The sequence below is a fragment of the Acinetobacter sp. AOR12_HL genome (genome assembly GCF_027855275.1).
GTDB lineage: Bacteria > Pseudomonadota > Gammaproteobacteria > Pseudomonadales > Moraxellaceae > Acinetobacter > Acinetobacter baumannii.
In genome coordinates, this window is the sequence record NZ_JAKTIJ010000041.1 from 44,380 (window position 1) to 63,575 (window position 19,196).

Sequence of the window (19,196 nt, forward strand, 5' to 3'; positions counted from 1 at the left end):
GGTTTTTATTTTGCTTTAGATATTATTTTTCAATTGCATGGTCGAGGCTAATACGTCCAGCACCGTGAAGCATCAAGAAGAATAAACCACCTGCCATTGCAAGATTTTTCATAAAGTGGATGCCATTGTTATATTGTGCTGCTGCATCAGCCCCACCTTGGTGAAATAAGAACGCAGTTAAGATGCTAAAGATCCCAAGACCAAAAGCTGCGAAACGTGCTTGGAAACCAAATAACAACGCTAAACCACCACCGAACTCAACCAGAATAACTAATGGTAGAAGTCCACCTGGAACACCCATTGCTTCCATATATCCAGCAGTTGCCGCATAACCGGTAATTTTCCCCCAACCAGCAGCAAGAAAGATATAAGCGATAAGAAGACGAGCAACAAGGCTAATAAAACTGTCTGCGCCTGGTTGCGTCACGATATTTTTGACCACCAAATTTGGATTAAACATATTGCCACCTTTATTTAATGCTTATTTGTTGATGAACTCATTCTAGGTTTGGGACATTGATAATTAAATACTCAAAATCCATATATATCGTTGCACAAATAGGATGATCAATTTGTATATTTTTGATGTTTTATACTGACTTTCTATAGGCTCGCTGCTAGGATTTGAGCACGGTTTACCACTTAATCATCTCATGGAACTTCTTGATTTTATTCTACACGTTGATCAGCATCTCGCCGAATTTATCACAAATTACGGGACGTGGATTTATGGCATTTTATTTTTAATTATTTTTGTCGAAACTGGTTTAGTGGTTATGCCGTTCTTACCGGGTGACAGCTTACTGTTCGCAGCAGGTGCTTTAGCGGCTTCTACAGGCACAATGGACCCTTGGTTACTGGGCATTCTACTCTTCATTGCCGCGGTTTTAGGCGATACAGTGAACTATCATATTGGACGTTTTATCGGTCCACGTGTATTTGAAATGAATTCACGCTTTATTAATAAGCAACATTTAATTAAGACTCAAGAATTCTTCTCCCGTCATGGTGGCAAGACTATTATTTTTGCACGTTTCATTCCATTTGCTCGTACCTTTGCACCTTTCGTTGCTGGCGCTGGCAGCATGAATTATAAGTTTTTCTTAACTTATAACGTAATTGGCGCATTCTGTTGGGTAGCTTCTTTTGTCACTTTAGGCTATCTCTTCGGTGGACATCCACTTGTAAAAGATAACTTTACCCACCTTATTTTTGGCATCATTATTATTAGTATTTTACCGGGTGTGATCGGCTTCATACGTCAAAAGCTAAAAAACCGAAAAGCTAACATTTAAAGAGCAATTAGAAAAAACGGAATACCACCGGAAGCATACATAAAATAAGTAACATGGCCGATCCTTTATATAGATGATCGGCCTTTATTTTTTTCATTGATCCCGTCAATAAAGCACGTCCGAAAAACATCCAGAAACTTGCTGCTGGAATAAGAATCAAAGTAAAAGCAGCCAGAACCATGAGAAAATTCTCAGGCGAATTCCATGTTTCAGCGGGGAAAATACCTGCGGCAAAAAGTAAAGACTTAGGATTTTTTAAAGTTGAGAAGAATAATTGACGTGGGCGAATATTACGATGATTTTGGCTAAATTGTTGTAAATGCGTGGTTTTCCATAAGCGGAATGCTATCCAGAATACATATAATACGCTAGTGATGTGCAAAATAAGCAGTAGTGCAGGCCAAACCGGATCTGCCAAATGAATGAACACTGCCCAAAAACTAATGCCATAAGCGTAGCCCAACCATTCCATTGGGATAAGCCAGAATGTTTTAGATAAACCTTGTGAGTGAGCGGCGGTTGCAAGTAATGCGTTTGTCGGGCCCGGAATAAGTAAAACAGCCAACATAGCTAATACAAAAAACCAGCTCTCAATCATATAATTTCCACATTAGTAAAGATGCGGCAACATTAAACGAAATGGGCAAAATATAGCAAGTTTAGAGCGTATTCTGATTAGAAAGAATACAAGTTATTCTAAGGCTTATCTTTAAAAAATTATTGATTTATAATAATTTTATTATGAAACATTTTGCTAAAGTTTATTCATCACAATATGCAATTAGTTAGCATATTGTGATGCAAAACTGATGATTAATTCATCTTTTTCCGAACAATAATTGGACAATTCTTAAACTGAGCAGCCTGAACAATGGCTTCTTGTTGACCTAATACACGTGAAAGTTCGGTGTTTTTGGTTGAAGAAGATTGTCCCATATTGACAGAGATGGATGGGCCGAATCCCCAACCGCCTCGTCCCCAGCCACCGCCAAGCCCGAGTCCAACACCCATACCTGTACTTTTTGGTGTCTGTACACCATTGTCGATATATTGTTGAATACGGTTATATTCACTTTGTAGTTGCTGGCAACTCAAAGATTGATACTGAGTCGGAGACACATAAGTCGGTTTTACCGTTGTAGCACAAGCGCCCAATAGTAAAGTGGCCGCTGCCAAAGGCACAATATATAAGCCTTTCATCATTTTTCTCTTATCGTTTTGGTTCAATTTCGCTGAACAATGCCTCATAAGACTGAGTCAATTTGTGTTCTGGCGCTAAGTGAGCCAAAGGTAAATTTTTCTGATGTGATTCTTTCATCAAAATCGAAGGCGGTAACATGCTATTGAGCACGGGTAACCCTTCATCTTTTAACTGTTGAACCACTTCCCGAGGTAGTTTTGCTTGGGACTGGAACTGATTCACCACAATTCCTTCAATTTCCAAGCGATCATTATGATCATCTTGCGTTTCGAGAACATTTTCAATCAATGTTTGTAAAGCACGCTTTGAAAAGACATCACAGTCGAAAGGAATCAGAACCTTATCTGCTGCAATTAATGCAGACAATGTGAAAAAGTTAAAGGCTGGAGGTGTGTCAATATAAATGCGGTCATAGCGCCCAACCAAGCTTTGAATAGAGTCACGCAATTTATAAATTTTATGTTTGCTTTCAAGTGCATGTTCAAGAGCACCGAGCGTAGGGCTAGCCGGAAGCACATCTAATTTTGCAAAGGATGTAGAGTGTACAAAACTGTCGAGATCTTTGTTGCGTGGAGCTTTTAGAATTGAGCCCAGTGCGTTCCCAATTAAACCTTTCTGTTGATTATTTCCCAACACATCTTCAAAGAAGTTTTCAATATTTGGTTCTAAAACTGCTTTATCAGCAGCGTATGTTGCTTCTTCACCTAAAAGGTATTGGCTTGAGTTGGCTTGAGGATCAAGATCGATAACCAAGGTCCTTAAGCCATGTTTGGCACTAATGGCAGCCAAATTTACAGTAATACTTGATTTCCCTACACCGCCTTTTTGGTTAAACACCACACGAGTTAGCATGTTTCCCTCTACATATTTTTTTACTGTATGCAGTTTAACCTAGAGCTTACGCAAAAAGACAAAGAATGTAGAACAATTAAGCAAAAACAGGTTTCACTATTACCAAAATAATAATGGCAATAAATGCGATTGCACTAATGACCAAACCCGCACGGCGCTGAGCTAGTAAAATAGTGTCATCCTTTTTAAAGGCTTTCATTAAAGATGATAAGAGCACTAAAAATAAGATAATTTTAGCGTAGAACCATGGCTGTACCTGAAAGTTCTTCATCACCAGTAAAATTGCTCCGGTAATGAAAACCACGGTAAATGACAAATGCTGTAAAGAAACTAAAACTTTACGCCCTGCTGGGTTAGGTTGTTCACCTTGTACACCAATAAATAGTGTAGAAGCGCGTAATACAAAAACCATAAGTGCGGCTGCTACCGCAGTCATATGGATAATTTTAGTGAGTAAATGTGCATCCATAAACTAAGCCCTTAGTTTTTAGGTGCATGTGCACATTCTGGACTTGCTGGCGCTTGACCTTGCCACTCACTTGGTAAATAAGCGTGGATTGCTAAAGCATGAATTTGTCCTGGATTCATTAAATCAGAAGCCAAGGCATAAACTTTTTGATGACGCTGAACCAAACGCAAGCCGTTAAATTCTTCACTCACCACAATCACTTTAAAGTGGGATTCTTTACCAGGAAAATAACCACCATGGCCAGCAGACTCATTAATGACTTCTAAATGGCTAGGTGCAAGGGTCTGTAACCGTTCAATCAACTGTTGTTCAAGGCTCATAGCTTTTCCTTTTACGATTATTCGTATATTTAGACCTAGTATACCCTGTCTACACACAAACAAAAGTTGCTCTTGTATGCTTTGACTTCAAACAAAATGTCTATTTATTCGGCAACTTATCAATAAAAATAACTCTAAATGCTCATTTCTGTTTTTATTTTATGCAATCAGCATAATTATTTGCATAAAGTTGTTGACCCTTGTTTTGCTTAATGTATTATAAGCGGCACGCGGGAATAGCTCAGTTGGTAGAGCATAACCTTGCCAAGGTTGGGGTCGCGAGTTCGAGTCTCGTTTCCCGCTCCAGATTGGTTTTTTTTGAGAAAGTTTTAGTAAAAACTGCTCATACATGCGGGAATAGCTCAGTTGGTAGAGCATAACCTTGCCAAGGTTGGGGTCGCGAGTTCGAGTCTCGTTTCCCGCTCCAAATTCAAAAGGCGCTTATCGAAAGGTAAGTGCCTTTTTCGGTTGTGCCAGACTACTACCCACCACACAACCCTATTTACTCGGGGAAATATTTCCCCAACTTCTCAATGGAATGCCTATTCCCTGCTCACCAGAAATTTGGGAATTATCAAGGTTTTCAGCCGTAGATTTTTCAAATCCACCTTCCTCTACCAGTCAGGCTGTGTCATCACCTGTCTCAATTGCAATTCTGCAAGAAGCAATCAACTTTGCAAGAGAACAAGGCGCAAAACAACTCATTACGACTTCTCCTCTTGGAGTAGAACGTTTATTACGTGCTGCGGGTTTTCGTGCCCATCGTGCAGGTCCACCAATGACGATTGATGGATATTCGATGTTTGCATGCTTGATTGATATCTAATTTCTTATATAGGACTCATGCCTATCCTTGGGGCATGAGTCCTAATTTTTACATAGCAATCTATACATATGACCGAGCAAGATGAGTGCATATCAATCAATCTTGGTTTTTAGATTTAGGTTTGCTTTCTTATAATAAGTCTCATCCTTTTTATAGCTCCAATCGCGCGGCATAAATGATGTCGATATAATCGCAACTACAGCCATACTTCCGATATAAAACATAATTAAATATGGATTGCCTTGCCCAATACTGAGCAGTTTAGTGGCAATCATAGGGGCTAAACCACCACCCAAAACACCTGCCAACTGTACCGAAATCGAAATACCGCTATAACGAATTTCAGCAGGAAATTGACGCGCAAAAAGCTGAGCTTGTGGCGCATACATAATCGGGAACACCACACCAATTGCCAAAACAATTGCCGTCCAGACCAGTACCGGATCTTTGGTATTGAGCATGCTAAAAAATGGATAAGAATAAAGTGCCAATACACATAGACCAAACATAAACATATTGCGTTGACCGACTTTATCGGACAAATGTCCGCATAACGGCGTCATAAATAAAATCACGGCTGCACCGCAAATAGTGGCAAACAAAATGTCTTGTCGTGGAATACCTAATTGTGTGGTGGTGTAAGCTAACGTAAAGGTTGAAGCAATATAGAACCATGCATTTTCGGCAGCGCGAGCCAAAATAATGGTGATAAGTTGTTTTGGATGGTTTTTAAAAACCTGAAAAGCCGGAACTTTGACTTCTTCGGACTGTTGTTTTACTTTTTCAAAGTCTGGTGACTCAGGCACTTTTACACGAATATACCAACCCACTGCCAGTAAAATAATGCTGGCAAGAAATGGTAAACGCCAGCCCCAGCTAAATAATGCTTGCTCAGGTAATAACGACACCAGTCCTAGTGCGATTGAGGCGAGCATTAAGCCCCCACCGGTACTGGCTTGAGGCAAACTTCCCCAAAACCCTTTACCACCTTCGGGTGCATGTTCTACTGCCATAAGCACGGCACCGCCCCACTCACCGCCCATGGCCATACCTTGAATAAATCGCAAGATCACCAAGCCAATTGCAGCCCAATAACCTATTGACTCGTAAGTCGGTAAGAGGCCAATCAGTACGGTTGGAATTCCCATGAGCATCAGCGTTAGCAATAACATTGACTTACGGCCAATCTTGTCACCGAAATGACCAAAGACTAAACCACCAAGTGGACGGCCAATAAACCCAACAGCATAGGTTGCAAATGCTGCAAGCACACCTGTAAGTGGGTCCAGATTTGGGAAAAATAGTTTGTTAAAAATGAGAGCTGCTGCTGCACCATAAACAAAAAAGTCATACCACTCAATCGTAGTGCCGACCATGCTAGAGATGCCTGCTAATCGATGTGACGACTTTTTAGGATGTGAACCGTTTCCATGTGTTGTTTGCATCGTAATGTCCTTTTTAGATTTTCTTGTTTTGTCTTTTTATGCTTATGATCTGTCCTGACCATAAGCATGTTCAGGTCTCGCTTTATCTCCTTAAGCTTTTTATGTGTTTGAAAAATGGTTTAGCTTAGTTTTTCTAAAATTTGTTCCAGCTCAGGATTACGTTCTTGCCACCGTGGTTGTTTATCTTTATCAACGATGAGCGCACGAACGCCTTCAATAAAGTCACCATGCTCAAACCAGATATCCTGTAAATCACGCTCAAGCTGCATACACTGCTGTAGTGAAAGTCCACGGCCTAAATGTTGCAGTTTCAAGCTGGTTTGTTTGGCAATAAATGAACGCTGCTGCAAAATACTAAGCATTTTACTCGCCCAAGTCTTTAAGCTCTCATCCTTTTCATTTTCAAGGCTTTGTTCTATCTCATCTAAATGCTGAAATCCAAAATGTTTACGGATGCCTTCGGCAAGTTGTTTAAGCTCACTTTCAGCAGGACGAGTAATAAATCGGGTAATGATGTGTTCAATTCCCTCTTTGCTTAAACTTGGCGCTTCGACGAGAGCGTCTTGTAAAGCTTGTAACTGATCGCTTGGCACATGGTAGTCAATTAAGTCGAGATAGAGCGCATCACTACTGCTGATCTGCTCACCCGTAATTGCCATATAAACGCCAATATCATCAAGGCGAGACAGGAAATGAGTTGCGCCAACGTCCGGGAAAAAACCAATCGCTGTTTCAGGCATGGCAAATCTGGACTTTTCACTGCTTACCACAATGTGACACGCCTGAGCCAAGCCAAAACCACCACCTAATACATAGCCATCAAGCACAACGATGATTGGCTTTTCATATTCGCGCAGTGTATTGAGCATTTTATATTCGGCACTAAAGTAGCCTTTGTAATCGGCTGTGCCATTTTTATAACTGTCATAGAGATAGCGAATATCGCCACCTGCACAGAAGGCTTTTGGGCTATTTGATTTAATTAAGATCGCCTGAACAGCAGCATCATTTCGCCACAGTTCCAATTGGGCGCCAATTCCTTCAATCATATCTAGCGACAATGCATTGAGATGAGTCACACGATCTAAGGTGATCACACCAAGCTGACCTTGTCGCTCAATCATTAAGTGATTTTCTGTATTCATTTTATTGATCTCTTACTGATTTTTAAAATTTGCCTGCCGTTTTTCAACAAATGCCTGCATGCCTTCTTTTTGGTCCGCAGTTGCAAAAATGGAGTGGAACATGCGACGTTCAAAACGTAAACCTTCGGTGAGATTCACCTCAAAAGCTCGGTTAATGGTTTCTTTGAGCATCACGTTTGCAGTTAAAGACCGTGCTGCGATTTTTTCAGCGGCTTGCAAGGTTTGTTCAAGTAATTCTTCTTTACTAAACACACGTGCAACCAAACCACTTTGTTCTGCCTCTACTGCGCCCATTTGACGAGCGGTAAGGCACATTTCCATTGCTTTAGCTTTACCAATGGCATGGGTTAATCGTTGTGTCCCACCAATACCCGGAATTACCCCTAAAGTGACTTCGGGTAAACCAAACTTGGCGTTATCAGCACAATAAATAAAGTCACACATGAGTGCTAATTCACAGCCACCACCCAATGCATAGCCACTCACCGCAGCAATTAAAGGTTTACGGCGCTGTGCAATACGGTCTGCAAGATGAAAAAAGTCATCTAAATAAATATCGGGAAATGCCAAATCGGCCATTTCTTTAATGTCGGCCCCTGCGGCAAAAGCTTTTTCTGAGCCGGCTAATACGATGCAGCCAATTTCGCGATCTTTTTCGAGTTGATCTAATGCCTGATTAATTTCGCTAATTAATTCACTATTTAAGGCATTGAGCGCTTGAGGGCGATTTAATGTAATCAGTCCAACCCCATTACGCTTTTCTAATAAAATACTTTGCCACTGCATTATTTATTCCTTGTTCTGATTTTATAGACTACGTGCAATCACTAAACGTTGGATATCACTTGTGCCTTCATAAATTTGACAAATACGCGCATCACGGTAAATACGTTCAATTGGGAAGTCTCGAAGATAACCATAGCCACCAAACACTTGTAAGGCACTTGAACACACACGCTCAGTCATTTCTGAAGCAAATAACTTGGCCATTGAGGCTTCGTTGAGACACGGTTGGCCTGCTTCTTTGAGACGTGCAGCGTAGTGAACCAGTTGTCTCGCTGCTTCAATTTCGGTTGCCATGCTAGCAAGGCGAAACGCGATGGTTTGATGCTCAAAAATTGGTTTGCCAAAAGTAATACGCTCTTTGGCATAACGAGTTGCTTCTTCGAGCGCCGCACGTGCTAGACCGACTGCTTGTGCAGCAATACCAATACGTCCACCTTCTAAATTGGCGAGAGCAATTTTCAGGCCTTCACCTTCTTTACCCAGCATGAGACTTTTATGGATGCGTACATCTGTCAGCGCAATTTGGCAGGTATCTGAAGCATGCAGACCTAACTTTTCTTCAACGCGAATCACTTCATAACCCGGTGTCTCGCGTGGGACTAAAAATGCACTAATCCCCTTTTTTCCTGCGCTCGGATCGGTCACAGCAAATACGATAATGACGCCAGCATTATTACCCGAGGTAATAAACTGCTTGGCACCATTTAAAATGTAATCGTCACCATCTTTTACCGCACGGGTCTTGATAGCTGCTGCATCTGAGCCAGTATGCGGTTCGGTTAAGGCAAAAGCTCCTATCATTTCACCTTGTGCCAAAGGTTTTAAAAAGCGCTCTTTTTGCTCGTCAGTCCCAAATTTTAAAATAGGCACACAACCAACCGAGTTATGTACACTCATAATGGTCGAGGTTGCACCATCCGCTGCTGCAACTTCCTCGAGTGCCAGTACATAGGCTAAGTTACCCGTGTCTGAACCACCCCATTCCTCTGAAACAAGCATTCCCATAAAACCGAGTTGTCCCATTTGAGTCAGAGTTTCTTTTGGAAAAGTTCCATCTCGATCCCAATCACTGGCATTAGGCTTGATTTGTTCTTGGGCGAAACTTTTCGCCATATCACGAATGAGTAATTGTTCTTCGGTAAATTGCATTATTATTTCCTTTACCCTGCTTTAGCTTGTTGTTTAGCAATTTCTTGATTACGCAATAAAAAGCGCTGAATTTTGCCACTTGGAGTTTTAGGTAATTCACTCACAAATTCAACTAATCGTGGGTAAGCATGAGCAGAAAGTCGTCTTTTAACAAACTGGCTGAGTTCTTCAGCAAGCGCATCTGAAGGTTGTACGCCCGCAGCTAAAATTACAAAAGCCTTAACCACTTCAGTGCGATCCGGATCAGGCACGCCTATTACTGCGGCTTCAATCACAGCGTCGTGTTCAAGTAGTGCGCTTTCTACATCGAAAGGTCCAATACGATAACCCGATGTGGTGATCACATCATCGCTACGGCCGACAAAGCTCATACTGCCATCGGCATGTAGCTCGGCAGTATCACCCGTTAAATAGTAATGACCAATGAAAGGTGATTTACGACTTTCTTTATAGCCACCAAACCACATCATTGGAGACTGGCTAATGTCGACTGCTAAAATTCCCGGTGTGTCTGGCGGAAGTTCTTCACCTTGTTCATTAACAATTGCAACACGATAGCCCGGACTTGGAAAACCTGCTGAACCAGCATGAATTTCATGTTTTAAACCATGATGATTACACACCACCATGCCCACTTCAGTTTGCCCATAATGGTCATAAATTGGAGCATCAAGGACTTGTTTAAACCAACGAATTACTTCTGGGTTAAGCGGCTCGCCTGCACTACTCACCACACGGAATTGTCCTTTTAACGGCGCCATTTGTGCCGGATCAGCCGCCATCATCATGCGGTAAGCCGTTGGTGCACCTGCCAAGTTGTTAACTTTATAATCTTTCACAATTTGACATAGGCTATCGGTACTAAAACCGCCTTCATAGAACAAAGTGGCATGGCCTAAAAATAACGGTCCAGTAATCGCATAGTACAGACCATAAGCCCAACCCGGATCGGCAATATTCCAGAATGAATCCTCTTCGGTTAAACCAATGGCATCTTGCATATATCGACCAAAAGCAATCAGTGCTTTTAGTGGCACTTCCAATGGTTTCGCTGGTCCTGTAGTGCCTGAAGTAAACATAAGCAAGAAAGGATCTTGGATGCTACGCATCACCAGATCACATTGATCGGACTGCTGCTTCACTTCATTCCAGAAATTAAAATCACCTGCTTTAAGCGGAGTACCTTGTGCGTCGGCCACTGTCATAATTGCAGGGCACTTTTCAATTTCGTCGAGCTTGCTACGGTTGCCCATATCGGTCACCACCAGCTTACTTTGAGCAAGTTGAATACGGTGCTCAATCGCTTTGGGACCAAAGGCAGTAAATAGGGGTTGGTACACCGCACCAATTCGCCAAGCTGCCAAAATGGTCACAATCAGTTCAGGTGTTCTTGGCAATAAGCCTGAAATACGGTCTCCCGCTTTCACACCTTGTGATTTTAAAAAGTTAGCAAACTGACTCGACCATTCTTTTAGTTCACGGAAGGTATATTGTTCTTTGCGACCGTCTTTTCCTTGCCAGTACAGCGCGATTTTGTCGCTATCTGCATGTCTATCACAACATTCGTAACATGCGTTCAGTGCATCGAGTGAACCTGACAACATCTGTTTAGCAGTGCTTTCCAAATCGAAAGCCTGTACAGCATTTTGATAATCCATCATATCTTTTCCCTCAGTCCGGATTTGTTGTTATTCACGACAGGGTTTGATTTATTCGTTTAAAGCCATCCTTTGGCTTTACCGTTATGCCTCTTGTGGCAGGTATTGTTGAATAATGCTCGAGAAATCGAGATGAGCATTACCACGCATACACATTTGCTGATAAAGCTGTTGTACCATGCCACCTAATAAAACCGGCTGTTTCACTTGGCCTGCGGCTTCTACAGCGAGTCCTAAATCTTTTAGCATTAGCTGTGTCGCAAAACCGTCTTGATAGCCTCGAGATGCGGGCGCATTTTCATTAATATGTGGCCATGGGTTACACACATCCGAACTCCAGCAACGGCCACTTGAAGTATTAATTACACCTGCCAATGCTTGTGGGTCGATGCCTAACTTCACACCCAGCGCCATGCCTTCGGCCACCGCAGCCATTGAAATTCCTAAAATCAGGTTATTGCAAATTTTGGCAATTTGACCTGCACCCACATCACCACAATGAACAATATTTTTGCCCATGTGGCTGAGCACAGGTTTCACCTCATTAAAGGTTTGCTCATCGGCACCGACCATGAAGGTTAAGGTTCCTGCTTGAGCACCAATGGTTCCACCAGAAACTGGTGCATCACAAATTTTAATATTTTTACTATGTGCAACAGCAGCAATGTCTTTAATGGTTTGCGGGTCAATGGTGCTGCTATCAATGCATAAGCTACCTGCTTTTAGCACTTCCAAGACACCATTTTCACCCAAGTAAACCTCTTTAACATGCTTCGCCGCAGGCAACATGGTAATGACTACATCTGCTTGTTTAGCTGCGTCCTGTGGGCTGTCGCAAACCACACCACCTGCCTCGGCGAAGTGCTGAATTGCGATTTCACTGAGGTCGTAACCATAAACTTTGAGTCCTGCTTTTAGTAGGTTTTGGGCCATTCTGCCGCCCATATTACCTAGACCGATAAAGGCGATATTCATCCGTGATCCCCTTAACGTAAACTAATGGTTGTATTTACACCACCAACTTCATGGCTATCTTCAAACCAGCGACTGGTAATCGTTTTGGTTTGGGTATAGAACTGCACAGCCTGTTTACCGTATGGTCCTAAATCACCTAGTTTTGAGCCTCTTGAACCGGTAAAACTAAAGAACGGCACTGGTACAGGAATTGGAATATTGATACCGACTTGACCAATATCAATAAGGTTTTGGAAAGTACGTGCAATGGCACCGCTTTGTGTGAATAGCCCTACACCGTTACCAAATGGGTTGACATTGATCAAAGCGATTGCTTCATCGAGTGTATCTACACAAATAATTGAAAGTACCGGGCCAAAGATTTCTTCTTTATAAATACGCATGTCGGTATTTACACCACTAAAAATCGTGGCGCCCACAAAGTTACCTGACTCATAACCTTGTACTTGAACATTGCGACCATCGAGTAGTAACTCTGCACCTTGCTCAACACCGCTATTAATCAAGTCAATTACACGCGCTTTGGCACGTTTTGAAATCACTGGACCAATGTCAGTATTTGGTTCATGACCTGCATTTACTTTTAGTGTTTTGGCTTTTTCAACTAACTCTTGAATCCACTGTTTACTGTCGCCAACCATCACTGCAACCGACAATGCCATACAGCGTTGTCCCGCTGCACCGAATGCTGCCCCTACTAAAGCGTTTAAGGTTTGTTCCTTATTGGCATCCGGCATCACAACTACATGGTTTTTTGCACCCATCATGGCTTGCACACGTTTGCCATGCTGCCCTGCAAGGTTATAAACATGTGTTCCAACCGCTGTTGATCCTACAAATGAAATTGCTTTAATGTCTTTATGGGTACACAAACGGTCAACCACTTCTTTACCGCCATGCACAACGTTCAGCACACCTGCCGGAATACCAGCTTGAATCGCAAGCTCAACCAACATCATGGTCGATAATGGATCTTGTTCTGATGGTTTTAAGACAAAAGTATTGCCGCACACGATTGCCATTGGGAACATCCAAAGCGGGATCATGGCTGGGAAATTAAACGGCGTAATACCCGCACAAACACCCAAAGGTTGTTGCAAGGTATACGTATCTACACCACATGCTACACCTTCAACATATTCACCCATTTGTAAAGTACCAACTGAACATGCATGTTCAACCACTTCTAGACCACGTTGAATATCACCTTCGGCATCTGCCAAAGTTTTACCTTGTTCAGCCGTCAATACTTGTGCGATTTCTTTCATGTTGGCACGGATCAAGTCTTGTAACTTGAGCATGATGCGCATACGTGCCTGAATTGGGGTCTGGCGCCACGAAGCAAAAGCATCTTGTGCAGCCTGAATAGCAGCGTCGACTTCTTCAACCGTTGCAAAAGGCACGCGGCCAATCACTTCCTGAGTTGCAGGGTTAACAATGTCTTGCCATTCTTGTGTTTTAGATTCGATAAACTGTCCGTTAATAAGTAATTTAGCGGTGTCCAATTCGATTTTCTGGATTGTGTTCATAACCTCTCCGTAGGTCATATTTTTATTGTGTTCAGTTATTAGAAAATACTTTTCTATGTATTTTCTTTATTCAGGTTTTATTTGAGACTAACAAAGAAATCTTTGACCACCAACGCAAATTCATGCACGATTGTTGTGCAAATATGCACAGGGACAATAACAAAAATGAAAGTGGATTGGGATCATCTACAGTTTTTTCTGGTTTTAGCACGCACTAAAACTCTAACCAATGCTGCACGTATTATCGGTGTCGAGCACAGTACGGTGGCTAGACGGATTCAGGCTCTAGAACTTGCTTTGGGTACCACGCTATTTAAGCGTGAAGCAACGGGCTATGAGTTAACTCTCGAAGGGATGGCACTTGTCCCTCGAGTTGAACAAATGGAACAAGCTTTCTTACAAATTGAAAAACCACATCAACCTTTGCAAGGTCGTGTGCGAATTGGCACACCTGAGGGTTTTGGAACTGCATTTTTAGCCCGCTTACTGGCTGAGTTCTCCATACAGTATCCTCTGCTTACCATCGACCTGATACCCGTACCAAAAATGATTAAGCTCTCGCACCGTGAAGCAGATATTGTGGTGTCGATTGAACGCCCAACCTCAGGGCCTTATATCATTACGCGCTTGTCTGATTACTGTTTAAAAATTTACGGTAGCCAAAACTATCTAGCGCAAAACCCACCAATTCGCCGTCTGGAAGATTTAACCCAGCACCGCTTTGTGAACTATATTGATGATCTGGTGTATAGCCCCGAGCTGTATTGTCTAGAACGCTTACCTTTAAAGCTTAACGCGAACTTTCGCAGTAGCAGCATTTTGGCACAACAAATTGCGGTCAGCGCAGGCGCAGGTCTTGCAATTTTGCCCAAGTTTTTGGCAGATGATAAGCCTGAGCTTGAAGAGGTGTTAGAACAACAAGTTCGTTTTACCCATACCTTCTGGATGCTGACCTTCGTTGATTTACAGCATGAGCCGCGCATTAAACTGGTTTGGGATTACTTGCGTAAACAGGCCGATAAATACCAACATTTACTGGTTGATTAAATAATAAATAAAAAGCCAATCATATGATTGGCTTTCTGGTAAATCGAGACAGGTTAATTAAAAGATTTCTTGACCTAATTTTCTCATACGCGGCTTATAGAACGCATAATAGGTCACACTTAAAACTACTAACCATACTGGGCTAACGTATAACGCTTTTAAGGTATCTGGCTCTAATGCCAAAATCACCAAGGTAAACAAGAAGAATGCAATAACGGCATAAGCCATCAACACACCGCCCGGCATTTTAAAGGTAGATGCTGCATGTAACTCTGGGCGAATTTTACGATAGCGTAAATAACACGCCATGATTAAAATCCACACGCTAATGAATAAAATCACACAGAGCGAACTTGCCAAAGTAAATGCTTCCATTGTGTTTGGAACAAAGTACTGAAGCACCGCTCCGCCCATAATGAAAATACATGAGAAGATTAAGCCATTTGACGGTACAGCACGTTTTGATAAACGTCCCAAGACACTCGGTGCCTGACCATCTTTTGATAAACCAAATAACATACGGCTCGTTGAAAACACGCCACTGTTCATCGAAGACATGACCGAAGACAGCACAACCAAGTTCATGATAATTGCTGAAATCGGAATACCTGCATTTAAGAACAATTCAACAAACGGGCTTTTATCTGCACGGATATGATTCCAAGGCGTCACTGACATCACGACAAAAAGTGCTAGCACATAAAACAGAATAATACGTACCGGAATCGCGTTAATTGCTTTTGGTAAGTTAGTTTGCGGATCTTTCGTTTCAGCCGCTGTGGTACCGATCAACTCAACACCAATAAAGGCAAATACGGCAATCTGGAATCCGGCTAAAAATCCACTTACACCTTTTGGAAACAGACCACCATGCGACCAGACATTACTGATGCTGACAACGTCACCATGAGGAGCTTGGAAATGAGTGAGAATCATATAGCCACCCACACCAATTAAGCCAATAATTGCCAAAATCTTAATGAGTGCGAACCAGAATTCTACTTCACCAAACAACTTGACCGTAAGCAAATTAAGTCCTAACACGAATAGTACACAGCCTGCACTAATCATGGCCTGCTGTATTGGTGAGAAGCTTGCACCATCGGGTAGCCAGAAGCTCAAATAGTTAATAACTGCTGAAAGGTCCGCAATACCGACCAGCACCCAACCTAACCAATAGGTCCAACCCAAATAGTAACCAGCCCAAGGACCAATCAGGTCATGAGCCATATCAACAAAAGATTTGTAATGCAGATTTGCAAGGAGTAGTTCACCCATTGCACGCATTAAGAAAAAGAACATTCCTCCAATAATCATATAAATAAAGAGAATTGAAGGACCTGCGAGGGAGATGGTTTTACCCGAGCCCATAAATAGGCCAGTTCCAATTGCACCGCCAATTGCAATCAGTTGTAAATGACGGTTAGACAGTTTTCGTTGCAGATGATCGGGAGAATTTTCCGTATCTGAATGACGAGCCGTTGTCATATTAAAATTCCTTTTTGAATTCCTTTTTTAAGATCAGCAACCTATGGCGAAAATTGAACCGTATGCCATAGGTCACTGAATCTGTTCACCAAAAAACGACTGGTTAAACCGTATCTATCTTCCTTCTGTTAGATACATCATCGTTTTTGGAGTAAAGCCGAATTACTTTTGTGCTGCCGTCACGGCAATTTCAATTAACCAATCTGGATTGACCAAATCGGCCTGAATTGTGGCACGCGATGGAGCAACACACCCTTTTAACCAGTCAACCCAAATTGCATTTACGGTTGAAAAGTCAGAAAGATTTTTCAAATAGAGCTGCGCAGAGAGCAAGCGAGATTTATCGGTATTGGCTAATGCCAAAAGTTCATCAATTGTTGCAAGAATTTCACGGGTTTGTCCTGCCACGTCTTGCTCGGTATTTTTAGGCACCTGACCTGACAAATAAACCACTTTGTTAAAAACAGTCACGGCGCTCATGACTTCGTTAGTGTTAATCTTTTGTATATCTGAATTAGACATTCGGATTTCCTTATACCTGATTAATAAATTGAACACGGGCGGTAACGGCACACATCAGTTCATAACCCACCGTACCGGATGAAACTGCAACATCGTCAATAGATAGAACGACGCCTGTACTTGACTGACCCCAGAGCACCACTTCACTACCAACTTTGGCACTCTCAATACCCGTTAAATCGACTGCCAACATATCCATACTGACGCGGCCAACTGTACGCGTGCGTACTGAGTCCACTAAAACTGGAGTACCTGTTGGCGAAATACGTTGATAACCATCGGCATAGCCGCAAGCCACAATCCCAATCGTCATGGGTTGCTCTGCGACAAAGTTTGAGCCATAACCTACGCTTTCATTCGGCTCCAAATGCTGAACGGAAATAATTTCACTACGTAAGCTCATGGTCGGCTGCAAGCCCCAATCCGCAATACTATGGGTTGGGTAATCTGGGGAGCTGCCATAAAGCATGATGCCGCTACGGACATAATCTGATTTGAGCTGGTCTTGATAACGCAGAATTGCCGCACTATTACTTACCGATCTTTCACCCGGTAAATCCTTCACAATTTCTTCAAAGGCAGTAATTTGATAATCAATACCTTGCTGACCGAAACGATCACCATCTGCATCCGAAAAATGCATCATGTGGGTAATCTTGGCGACATTTGCCAAATTATTTAAACGTTCCCAAGCCTGCACATAATGCTGTGGTTTAAAACCAAGACGGTTCATACCACTGTTCATTTTCAAAAAAACATCAAATTGAGCCGGATAAGGATGCTGTTCTACCCACTCAATTTGCGCTTCACTATGAATGGTGAAACTGAGTTGATATTGCACACAATCAAATAAATCTTGAGGAGAAAAAATCCCTTCGAGCAACAAAATCGGACCCGTCCAACCTAGAGCACGAATTCGTTTTGCTTCATCAAGATCAAGTAAGGCAAAGCCATCTGCTGCTTTAAATGCTTCATAAACACGTTCAATTCCATGTCCATAAGCATTGGCTTTTACAACGGCAAAGACCTTACTGTTTGGCATAGCCTTGCGCACCACCGCCAAGTTATTTTGTAAGGCTTGACGGTGGATCACTGCGGTAATAGGACGAGGCATGATTACTTTCCTAACGTCCGTTAAGCCGCATGTGCGTGTGAATAACGCTGAATTGAAAGGCCATCGGTACTGATATCCGTCTTATGATTCAATACGATGTCACTGATTAATTTTCCTGAACCGCACGCCATGGTCCAACCTAAAGTGCCATGACCTGTATTCAAGAACAGATTTTTAAAGCGAGTCGCACCAATAATTGGAGTACTGTCTGGTGTCATTGGACGTAAACCTGTCCAAAAAGATGCTTGTTCCATATCACCACCCGGGAACAAGTCTTGAGTCACCATTTGCAAGGTTGCACGGCGGTCTTCGTTTAGACCTAAATTGAAACCACTTAGCTCAGCCATACCACCTACGCGAATACGTTGGTCAAAACGAGTAATCGCGATTTTGTAAGTTTCATCCAACACGGTAGATTGTGGAGCAAAAGCAGGATCGACAATAGGAATCGTCAACGAGTAACCTTTTACAGGATATACAGGTAACTGTAGATCAAGCGGTTTCAAGAAATCACGTGAATAGCTACCAAACGCTAGAACATAACGATCTGCAGTTAAAACCTTGCCATTTACCTGTACGCCTTTAATTTGATCGCCTTCGACAATCAATTTTTCTACGTTCTGATTAAACTGGAAATTAACGCCTAGCTCTTTAGCAATTTGAGCTAAAGCATTGGTAAATAAATAGCAGTCGCCTGTTTCATCATTTGGTAAGTGTAAACCACCCACAAGTTTATCTTGTGCATTGGCCAACGCTGGTTCTACACGACCAAGTTCGTTGCCATTTAATAATTCGTAACTTACGCCGCACTCTTCAAGCACGCTAATGTCGCGTTGAACCGCTTCCATTTGTGCTTCTTTACGGAATAACTGCAACGTACCTTTAGCGCGGTTTTCGTAGTGAATACCCGTGTCTTTTCTAAGTTCACGTAAGCAGTCACGGCTATATTCAGCCACACGCATCATACGTTCTTTGTTCACAGCATAACTTTGCGGATTACAGTTTTTCAGCATTTGCGCCATCCACTGTAATTGCCACATGCTGCCATCTAAATTAATCGCAAGCGGTGCATGGTGTTGGAACATCCATTTCACAGCTTTAAAAGGAATTCCTGGTGCTGCCCAAGGGGTCGAATACCCAGGCGAAATTTGACCTGCATTACCAAAACTTGTTTCTTCAGCAGGACCTGACTGGCGATCGAGAACAGTAACCTCGGCCCCTTGTCGAGCCAGATAATAGGCACTTGCCACTCCAATAACGCCGCTACCTAGTACAATTACGCGCATTTCCATTCCCTCACGCACACCAGTTTATTTCACTAGTATATTTCTGCTTCAATAGTTTATTTCACTGTTTTTCAGGCTATAATCTAGGT

At 42.3% G+C, this 19,196-nt stretch carries 19 protein-coding genes, 2 tRNA genes and 1 pseudogene; 5 read left to right on the plus strand and 17 right to left on the minus strand.

Annotated features, from left to right (window positions below):
• Window positions 1-22: 22 nt before the first annotated feature.
• Window positions 23-460, minus strand: coding sequence for a DoxX family protein (locus tag MKL36_RS18385; RefSeq protein WP_147506174.1), 438 nt, complete (start codon window positions 458-460; stop codon window positions 23-25).
• A 193-nt stretch (window positions 461-653) separates the two neighbouring features.
• Here MKL36_RS18385 and MKL36_RS18390 point away from each other — a divergent pair, with 193 nt between their 5' ends.
• The gene (locus MKL36_RS18390) at window positions 654-1,295 is read left to right on the plus strand and encodes a DedA family protein (RefSeq protein ID WP_031977704.1); all 642 of its coding nucleotides are present in this window, start codon (window positions 654-656) and stop codon (window positions 1,293-1,295) included.
• A 7-nt stretch (window positions 1,296-1,302) separates the two neighbouring features.
• On the opposite strand, the gene MKL36_RS18395 is transcribed toward MKL36_RS18390, so the two are convergent.
• From MKL36_RS18395 to MKL36_RS18415, 5 genes are all read right to left on the minus strand, one after another.
• Entirely contained in the window at window positions 1,303-1,893 is a 591-nt protein-coding gene (locus MKL36_RS18395) for a LysE family translocator (RefSeq protein ID WP_031977702.1), read from the minus strand.
• A gap of 215 nt (window positions 1,894-2,108) precedes the next feature.
• On the minus strand, window positions 2,109-2,495 hold the full coding sequence (locus MKL36_RS18400; protein ID WP_004740944.1) for a hypothetical protein: 387 nt from the start codon (window positions 2,493-2,495) through the stop codon (window positions 2,109-2,111).
• 10 nt (window positions 2,496-2,505) lie between these two features.
• Window positions 2,506-3,348 (minus strand): ParA family protein, encoded by an 843-nt coding sequence (locus MKL36_RS18405; RefSeq protein ID WP_000957990.1) that lies wholly within the window; start codon window positions 3,346-3,348, stop codon window positions 2,506-2,508.
• A 76-nt stretch (window positions 3,349-3,424) separates the two neighbouring features.
• Window positions 3,425-3,817 carry a SirB2 family protein gene (locus tag MKL36_RS18410; protein WP_123785543.1) on the minus strand — a complete coding sequence of 131 codons (393 nt, stop codon included), beginning with the start codon at window positions 3,815-3,817 and terminating at the stop codon, window positions 3,425-3,427.
• An 11-nt stretch (window positions 3,818-3,828) separates the two neighbouring features.
• Entirely contained in the window at window positions 3,829-4,137 is a 309-nt protein-coding gene (locus MKL36_RS18415; RefSeq protein WP_000051227.1) for a BolA family protein, read from the minus strand.
• Between the two features lie 230 nt (window positions 4,138-4,367).
• Here MKL36_RS18415 and MKL36_RS18420 point away from each other — a divergent pair.
• The 3 genes and pseudogenes from MKL36_RS18420 to abaI form a co-directional block, all read left to right on the plus strand.
• Window positions 4,368-4,443, plus strand: a tRNA-Gly gene (locus MKL36_RS18420).
• A 45-nt stretch (window positions 4,444-4,488) separates the two neighbouring features.
• Window positions 4,489-4,564, plus strand: a tRNA-Gly gene (locus MKL36_RS18425).
• Between the two features lie 33 nt (window positions 4,565-4,597).
• Window positions 4,598-4,963, plus strand: a pseudogene (abaI, locus tag MKL36_RS18430) (acyl-homoserine-lactone synthase AbaI); the annotation flags it as partial.
• A 92-nt stretch (window positions 4,964-5,055) separates the two neighbouring features.
• Here abaI and MKL36_RS18435 read toward each other — a convergent pair.
• From MKL36_RS18435 to MKL36_RS18465, 7 genes are all read right to left on the minus strand, one after another.
• A complete protein-coding gene (locus MKL36_RS18435; protein ID WP_004740949.1) occupies window positions 5,056-6,408 on the minus strand; it encodes an MFS transporter in 1,353 nt (450 codons plus the stop codon).
• A gap of 119 nt (window positions 6,409-6,527) precedes the next feature.
• Window positions 6,528-7,553, minus strand: coding sequence for an enoyl-CoA hydratase/isomerase family protein (locus MKL36_RS18440; protein WP_004740951.1), 1,026 nt, complete (start codon window positions 7,551-7,553; stop codon window positions 6,528-6,530).
• 12 nt (window positions 7,554-7,565) lie between these two features.
• Window positions 7,566-8,339 (minus strand): enoyl-CoA hydratase, encoded by a 774-nt coding sequence (locus MKL36_RS18445; protein WP_001198685.1) that lies wholly within the window; start codon window positions 8,337-8,339, stop codon window positions 7,566-7,568.
• A 21-nt stretch (window positions 8,340-8,360) separates the two neighbouring features.
• Complete coding sequence (locus tag MKL36_RS18450; protein WP_001160766.1) at window positions 8,361-9,488, minus strand: acyl-CoA dehydrogenase family protein; 1,128 nt, start codon at window positions 9,486-9,488, stop codon at window positions 8,361-8,363.
• An 11-nt stretch (window positions 9,489-9,499) separates the two neighbouring features.
• Window positions 9,500-11,149, minus strand: a complete 1,650-nt coding sequence (locus MKL36_RS18455) for an AMP-binding protein (protein ID WP_004740955.1) — start codon at window positions 11,147-11,149, stop codon at window positions 9,500-9,502.
• 81 nt (window positions 11,150-11,230) lie between these two features.
• Window positions 11,231-12,121, minus strand: a complete 891-nt coding sequence (gene mmsB, locus MKL36_RS18460; RefSeq protein ID WP_001017291.1) for a 3-hydroxyisobutyrate dehydrogenase — start codon at window positions 12,119-12,121, stop codon at window positions 11,231-11,233.
• A gap of 11 nt (window positions 12,122-12,132) precedes the next feature.
• A complete protein-coding gene (locus tag MKL36_RS18465) occupies window positions 12,133-13,650 on the minus strand; it encodes a CoA-acylating methylmalonate-semialdehyde dehydrogenase (RefSeq protein WP_147506175.1) in 1,518 nt (505 codons plus the stop codon).
• Window positions 13,651-13,815: 165 nt separating this feature from the next.
• On the opposite strand from MKL36_RS18465, the gene MKL36_RS18470 reads away from it, so the two are divergent.
• Entirely contained in the window at window positions 13,816-14,697 is an 882-nt protein-coding gene (locus tag MKL36_RS18470; RefSeq protein ID WP_000861801.1) for a LysR family transcriptional regulator, read from the plus strand.
• Between the two features lie 57 nt (window positions 14,698-14,754).
• Here the strand turns inward: MKL36_RS18470 and MKL36_RS18475 are convergent, their stop codons facing one another.
• The 4 genes from MKL36_RS18475 to MKL36_RS18490 all read right to left on the minus strand — a co-directional run bounded on the left by MKL36_RS18475 (window position 14,755) and on the right by MKL36_RS18490 (window position 19,107).
• Window positions 14,755-16,185 carry an amino acid permease gene (locus MKL36_RS18475; protein ID WP_004740960.1) on the minus strand — a complete coding sequence of 477 codons (1,431 nt, stop codon included), beginning with the start codon at window positions 16,183-16,185 and terminating at the stop codon, window positions 14,755-14,757.
• Between the two features lie 162 nt (window positions 16,186-16,347).
• Window positions 16,348-16,707 (minus strand): RidA family protein, encoded by a 360-nt coding sequence (locus tag MKL36_RS18480; RefSeq protein ID WP_000071347.1) that lies wholly within the window; start codon window positions 16,705-16,707, stop codon window positions 16,348-16,350.
• A gap of 10 nt (window positions 16,708-16,717) precedes the next feature.
• Window positions 16,718-17,821 carry an alanine racemase gene (gene alr, locus MKL36_RS18485; RefSeq protein WP_004740962.1) on the minus strand — a complete coding sequence of 368 codons (1,104 nt, stop codon included), beginning with the start codon at window positions 17,819-17,821 and terminating at the stop codon, window positions 16,718-16,720.
• Between the two features lie 20 nt (window positions 17,822-17,841).
• Window positions 17,842-19,107, minus strand: coding sequence for a D-amino acid dehydrogenase (locus tag MKL36_RS18490; protein ID WP_001263981.1), 1,266 nt, complete (start codon window positions 19,105-19,107; stop codon window positions 17,842-17,844).
• Window positions 19,108-19,196: the final 89 nt, after the last annotated feature.

Excerpts from the sequence above, each read along its gene's own strand:
- MKL36_RS18395 (WP_031977702.1), bottom strand. The coding sequence starts at position 1,893 with ATGATTGAGAGCTGGTTTTTTGTATTAGCTATGTTGGCTGTTTTACTT.
- MKL36_RS18415 (WP_000051227.1), bottom strand. The coding sequence starts at position 4,137 with ATGAGCCTTGAACAACAGTTGATTGAACGGTTACAGACCCTTGCACCT.
- MKL36_RS18465 (WP_147506175.1), bottom strand. The coding sequence starts at position 13,650 with ATGAACACAATCCAGAAAATCGAATTGGACACCGCTAAATTACTTATT.
- MKL36_RS18435 (WP_004740949.1), bottom strand. The coding sequence starts at position 6,408 with ATGCAAACAACACATGGAAACGGTTCACATCCTAAAAAGTCGTCACAT.
- MKL36_RS18390 (WP_031977704.1), top strand. The coding sequence starts at position 654 with ATGGAACTTCTTGATTTTATTCTACACGTTGATCAGCATCTCGCCGAA.
- alr (WP_004740962.1), bottom strand. The coding sequence starts at position 17,821 with ATGCCTCGTCCTATTACCGCAGTGATCCACCGTCAAGCCTTACAAAAT.
- MKL36_RS18445 (WP_001198685.1), bottom strand. The coding sequence starts at position 8,339 with ATGCAGTGGCAAAGTATTTTATTAGAAAAGCGTAATGGGGTTGGACTG.
- MKL36_RS18400 (WP_004740944.1), bottom strand. The coding sequence starts at position 2,495 with ATGAAAGGCTTATATATTGTGCCTTTGGCAGCGGCCACTTTACTATTG.
- MKL36_RS18490 (WP_001263981.1), bottom strand. The coding sequence starts at position 19,107 with ATGCGCGTAATTGTACTAGGTAGCGGCGTTATTGGAGTGGCAAGTGCC.
- MKL36_RS18470 (WP_000861801.1), top strand. The coding sequence starts at position 13,816 with ATGAAAGTGGATTGGGATCATCTACAGTTTTTTCTGGTTTTAGCACGC.
- MKL36_RS18440 (WP_004740951.1), bottom strand. The coding sequence starts at position 7,553 with ATGAATACAGAAAATCACTTAATGATTGAGCGACAAGGTCAGCTTGGT.
- MKL36_RS18410 (WP_123785543.1), bottom strand. The coding sequence starts at position 3,817 with ATGGATGCACATTTACTCACTAAAATTATCCATATGACTGCGGTAGCA.
- MKL36_RS18480 (WP_000071347.1), bottom strand. The coding sequence starts at position 16,707 with ATGTCTAATTCAGATATACAAAAGATTAACACTAACGAAGTCATGAGC.
- mmsB (WP_001017291.1), bottom strand. The coding sequence starts at position 12,121 with ATGAATATCGCCTTTATCGGTCTAGGTAATATGGGCGGCAGAATGGCC.
- MKL36_RS18475 (WP_004740960.1), bottom strand. The coding sequence starts at position 16,185 with ATGACAACGGCTCGTCATTCAGATACGGAAAATTCTCCCGATCATCTG.
- MKL36_RS18455 (WP_004740955.1), bottom strand. The coding sequence starts at position 11,149 with ATGATGGATTATCAAAATGCTGTACAGGCTTTCGATTTGGAAAGCACT.
- MKL36_RS18405 (WP_000957990.1), bottom strand. The coding sequence starts at position 3,348 with ATGCTAACTCGTGTGGTGTTTAACCAAAAAGGCGGTGTAGGGAAATCA.
- MKL36_RS18450 (WP_001160766.1), bottom strand. The coding sequence starts at position 9,488 with ATGCAATTTACCGAAGAACAATTACTCATTCGTGATATGGCGAAAAGT.
- MKL36_RS18385 (WP_147506174.1), bottom strand. The coding sequence starts at position 460 with ATGTTTAATCCAAATTTGGTGGTCAAAAATATCGTGACGCAACCAGGC.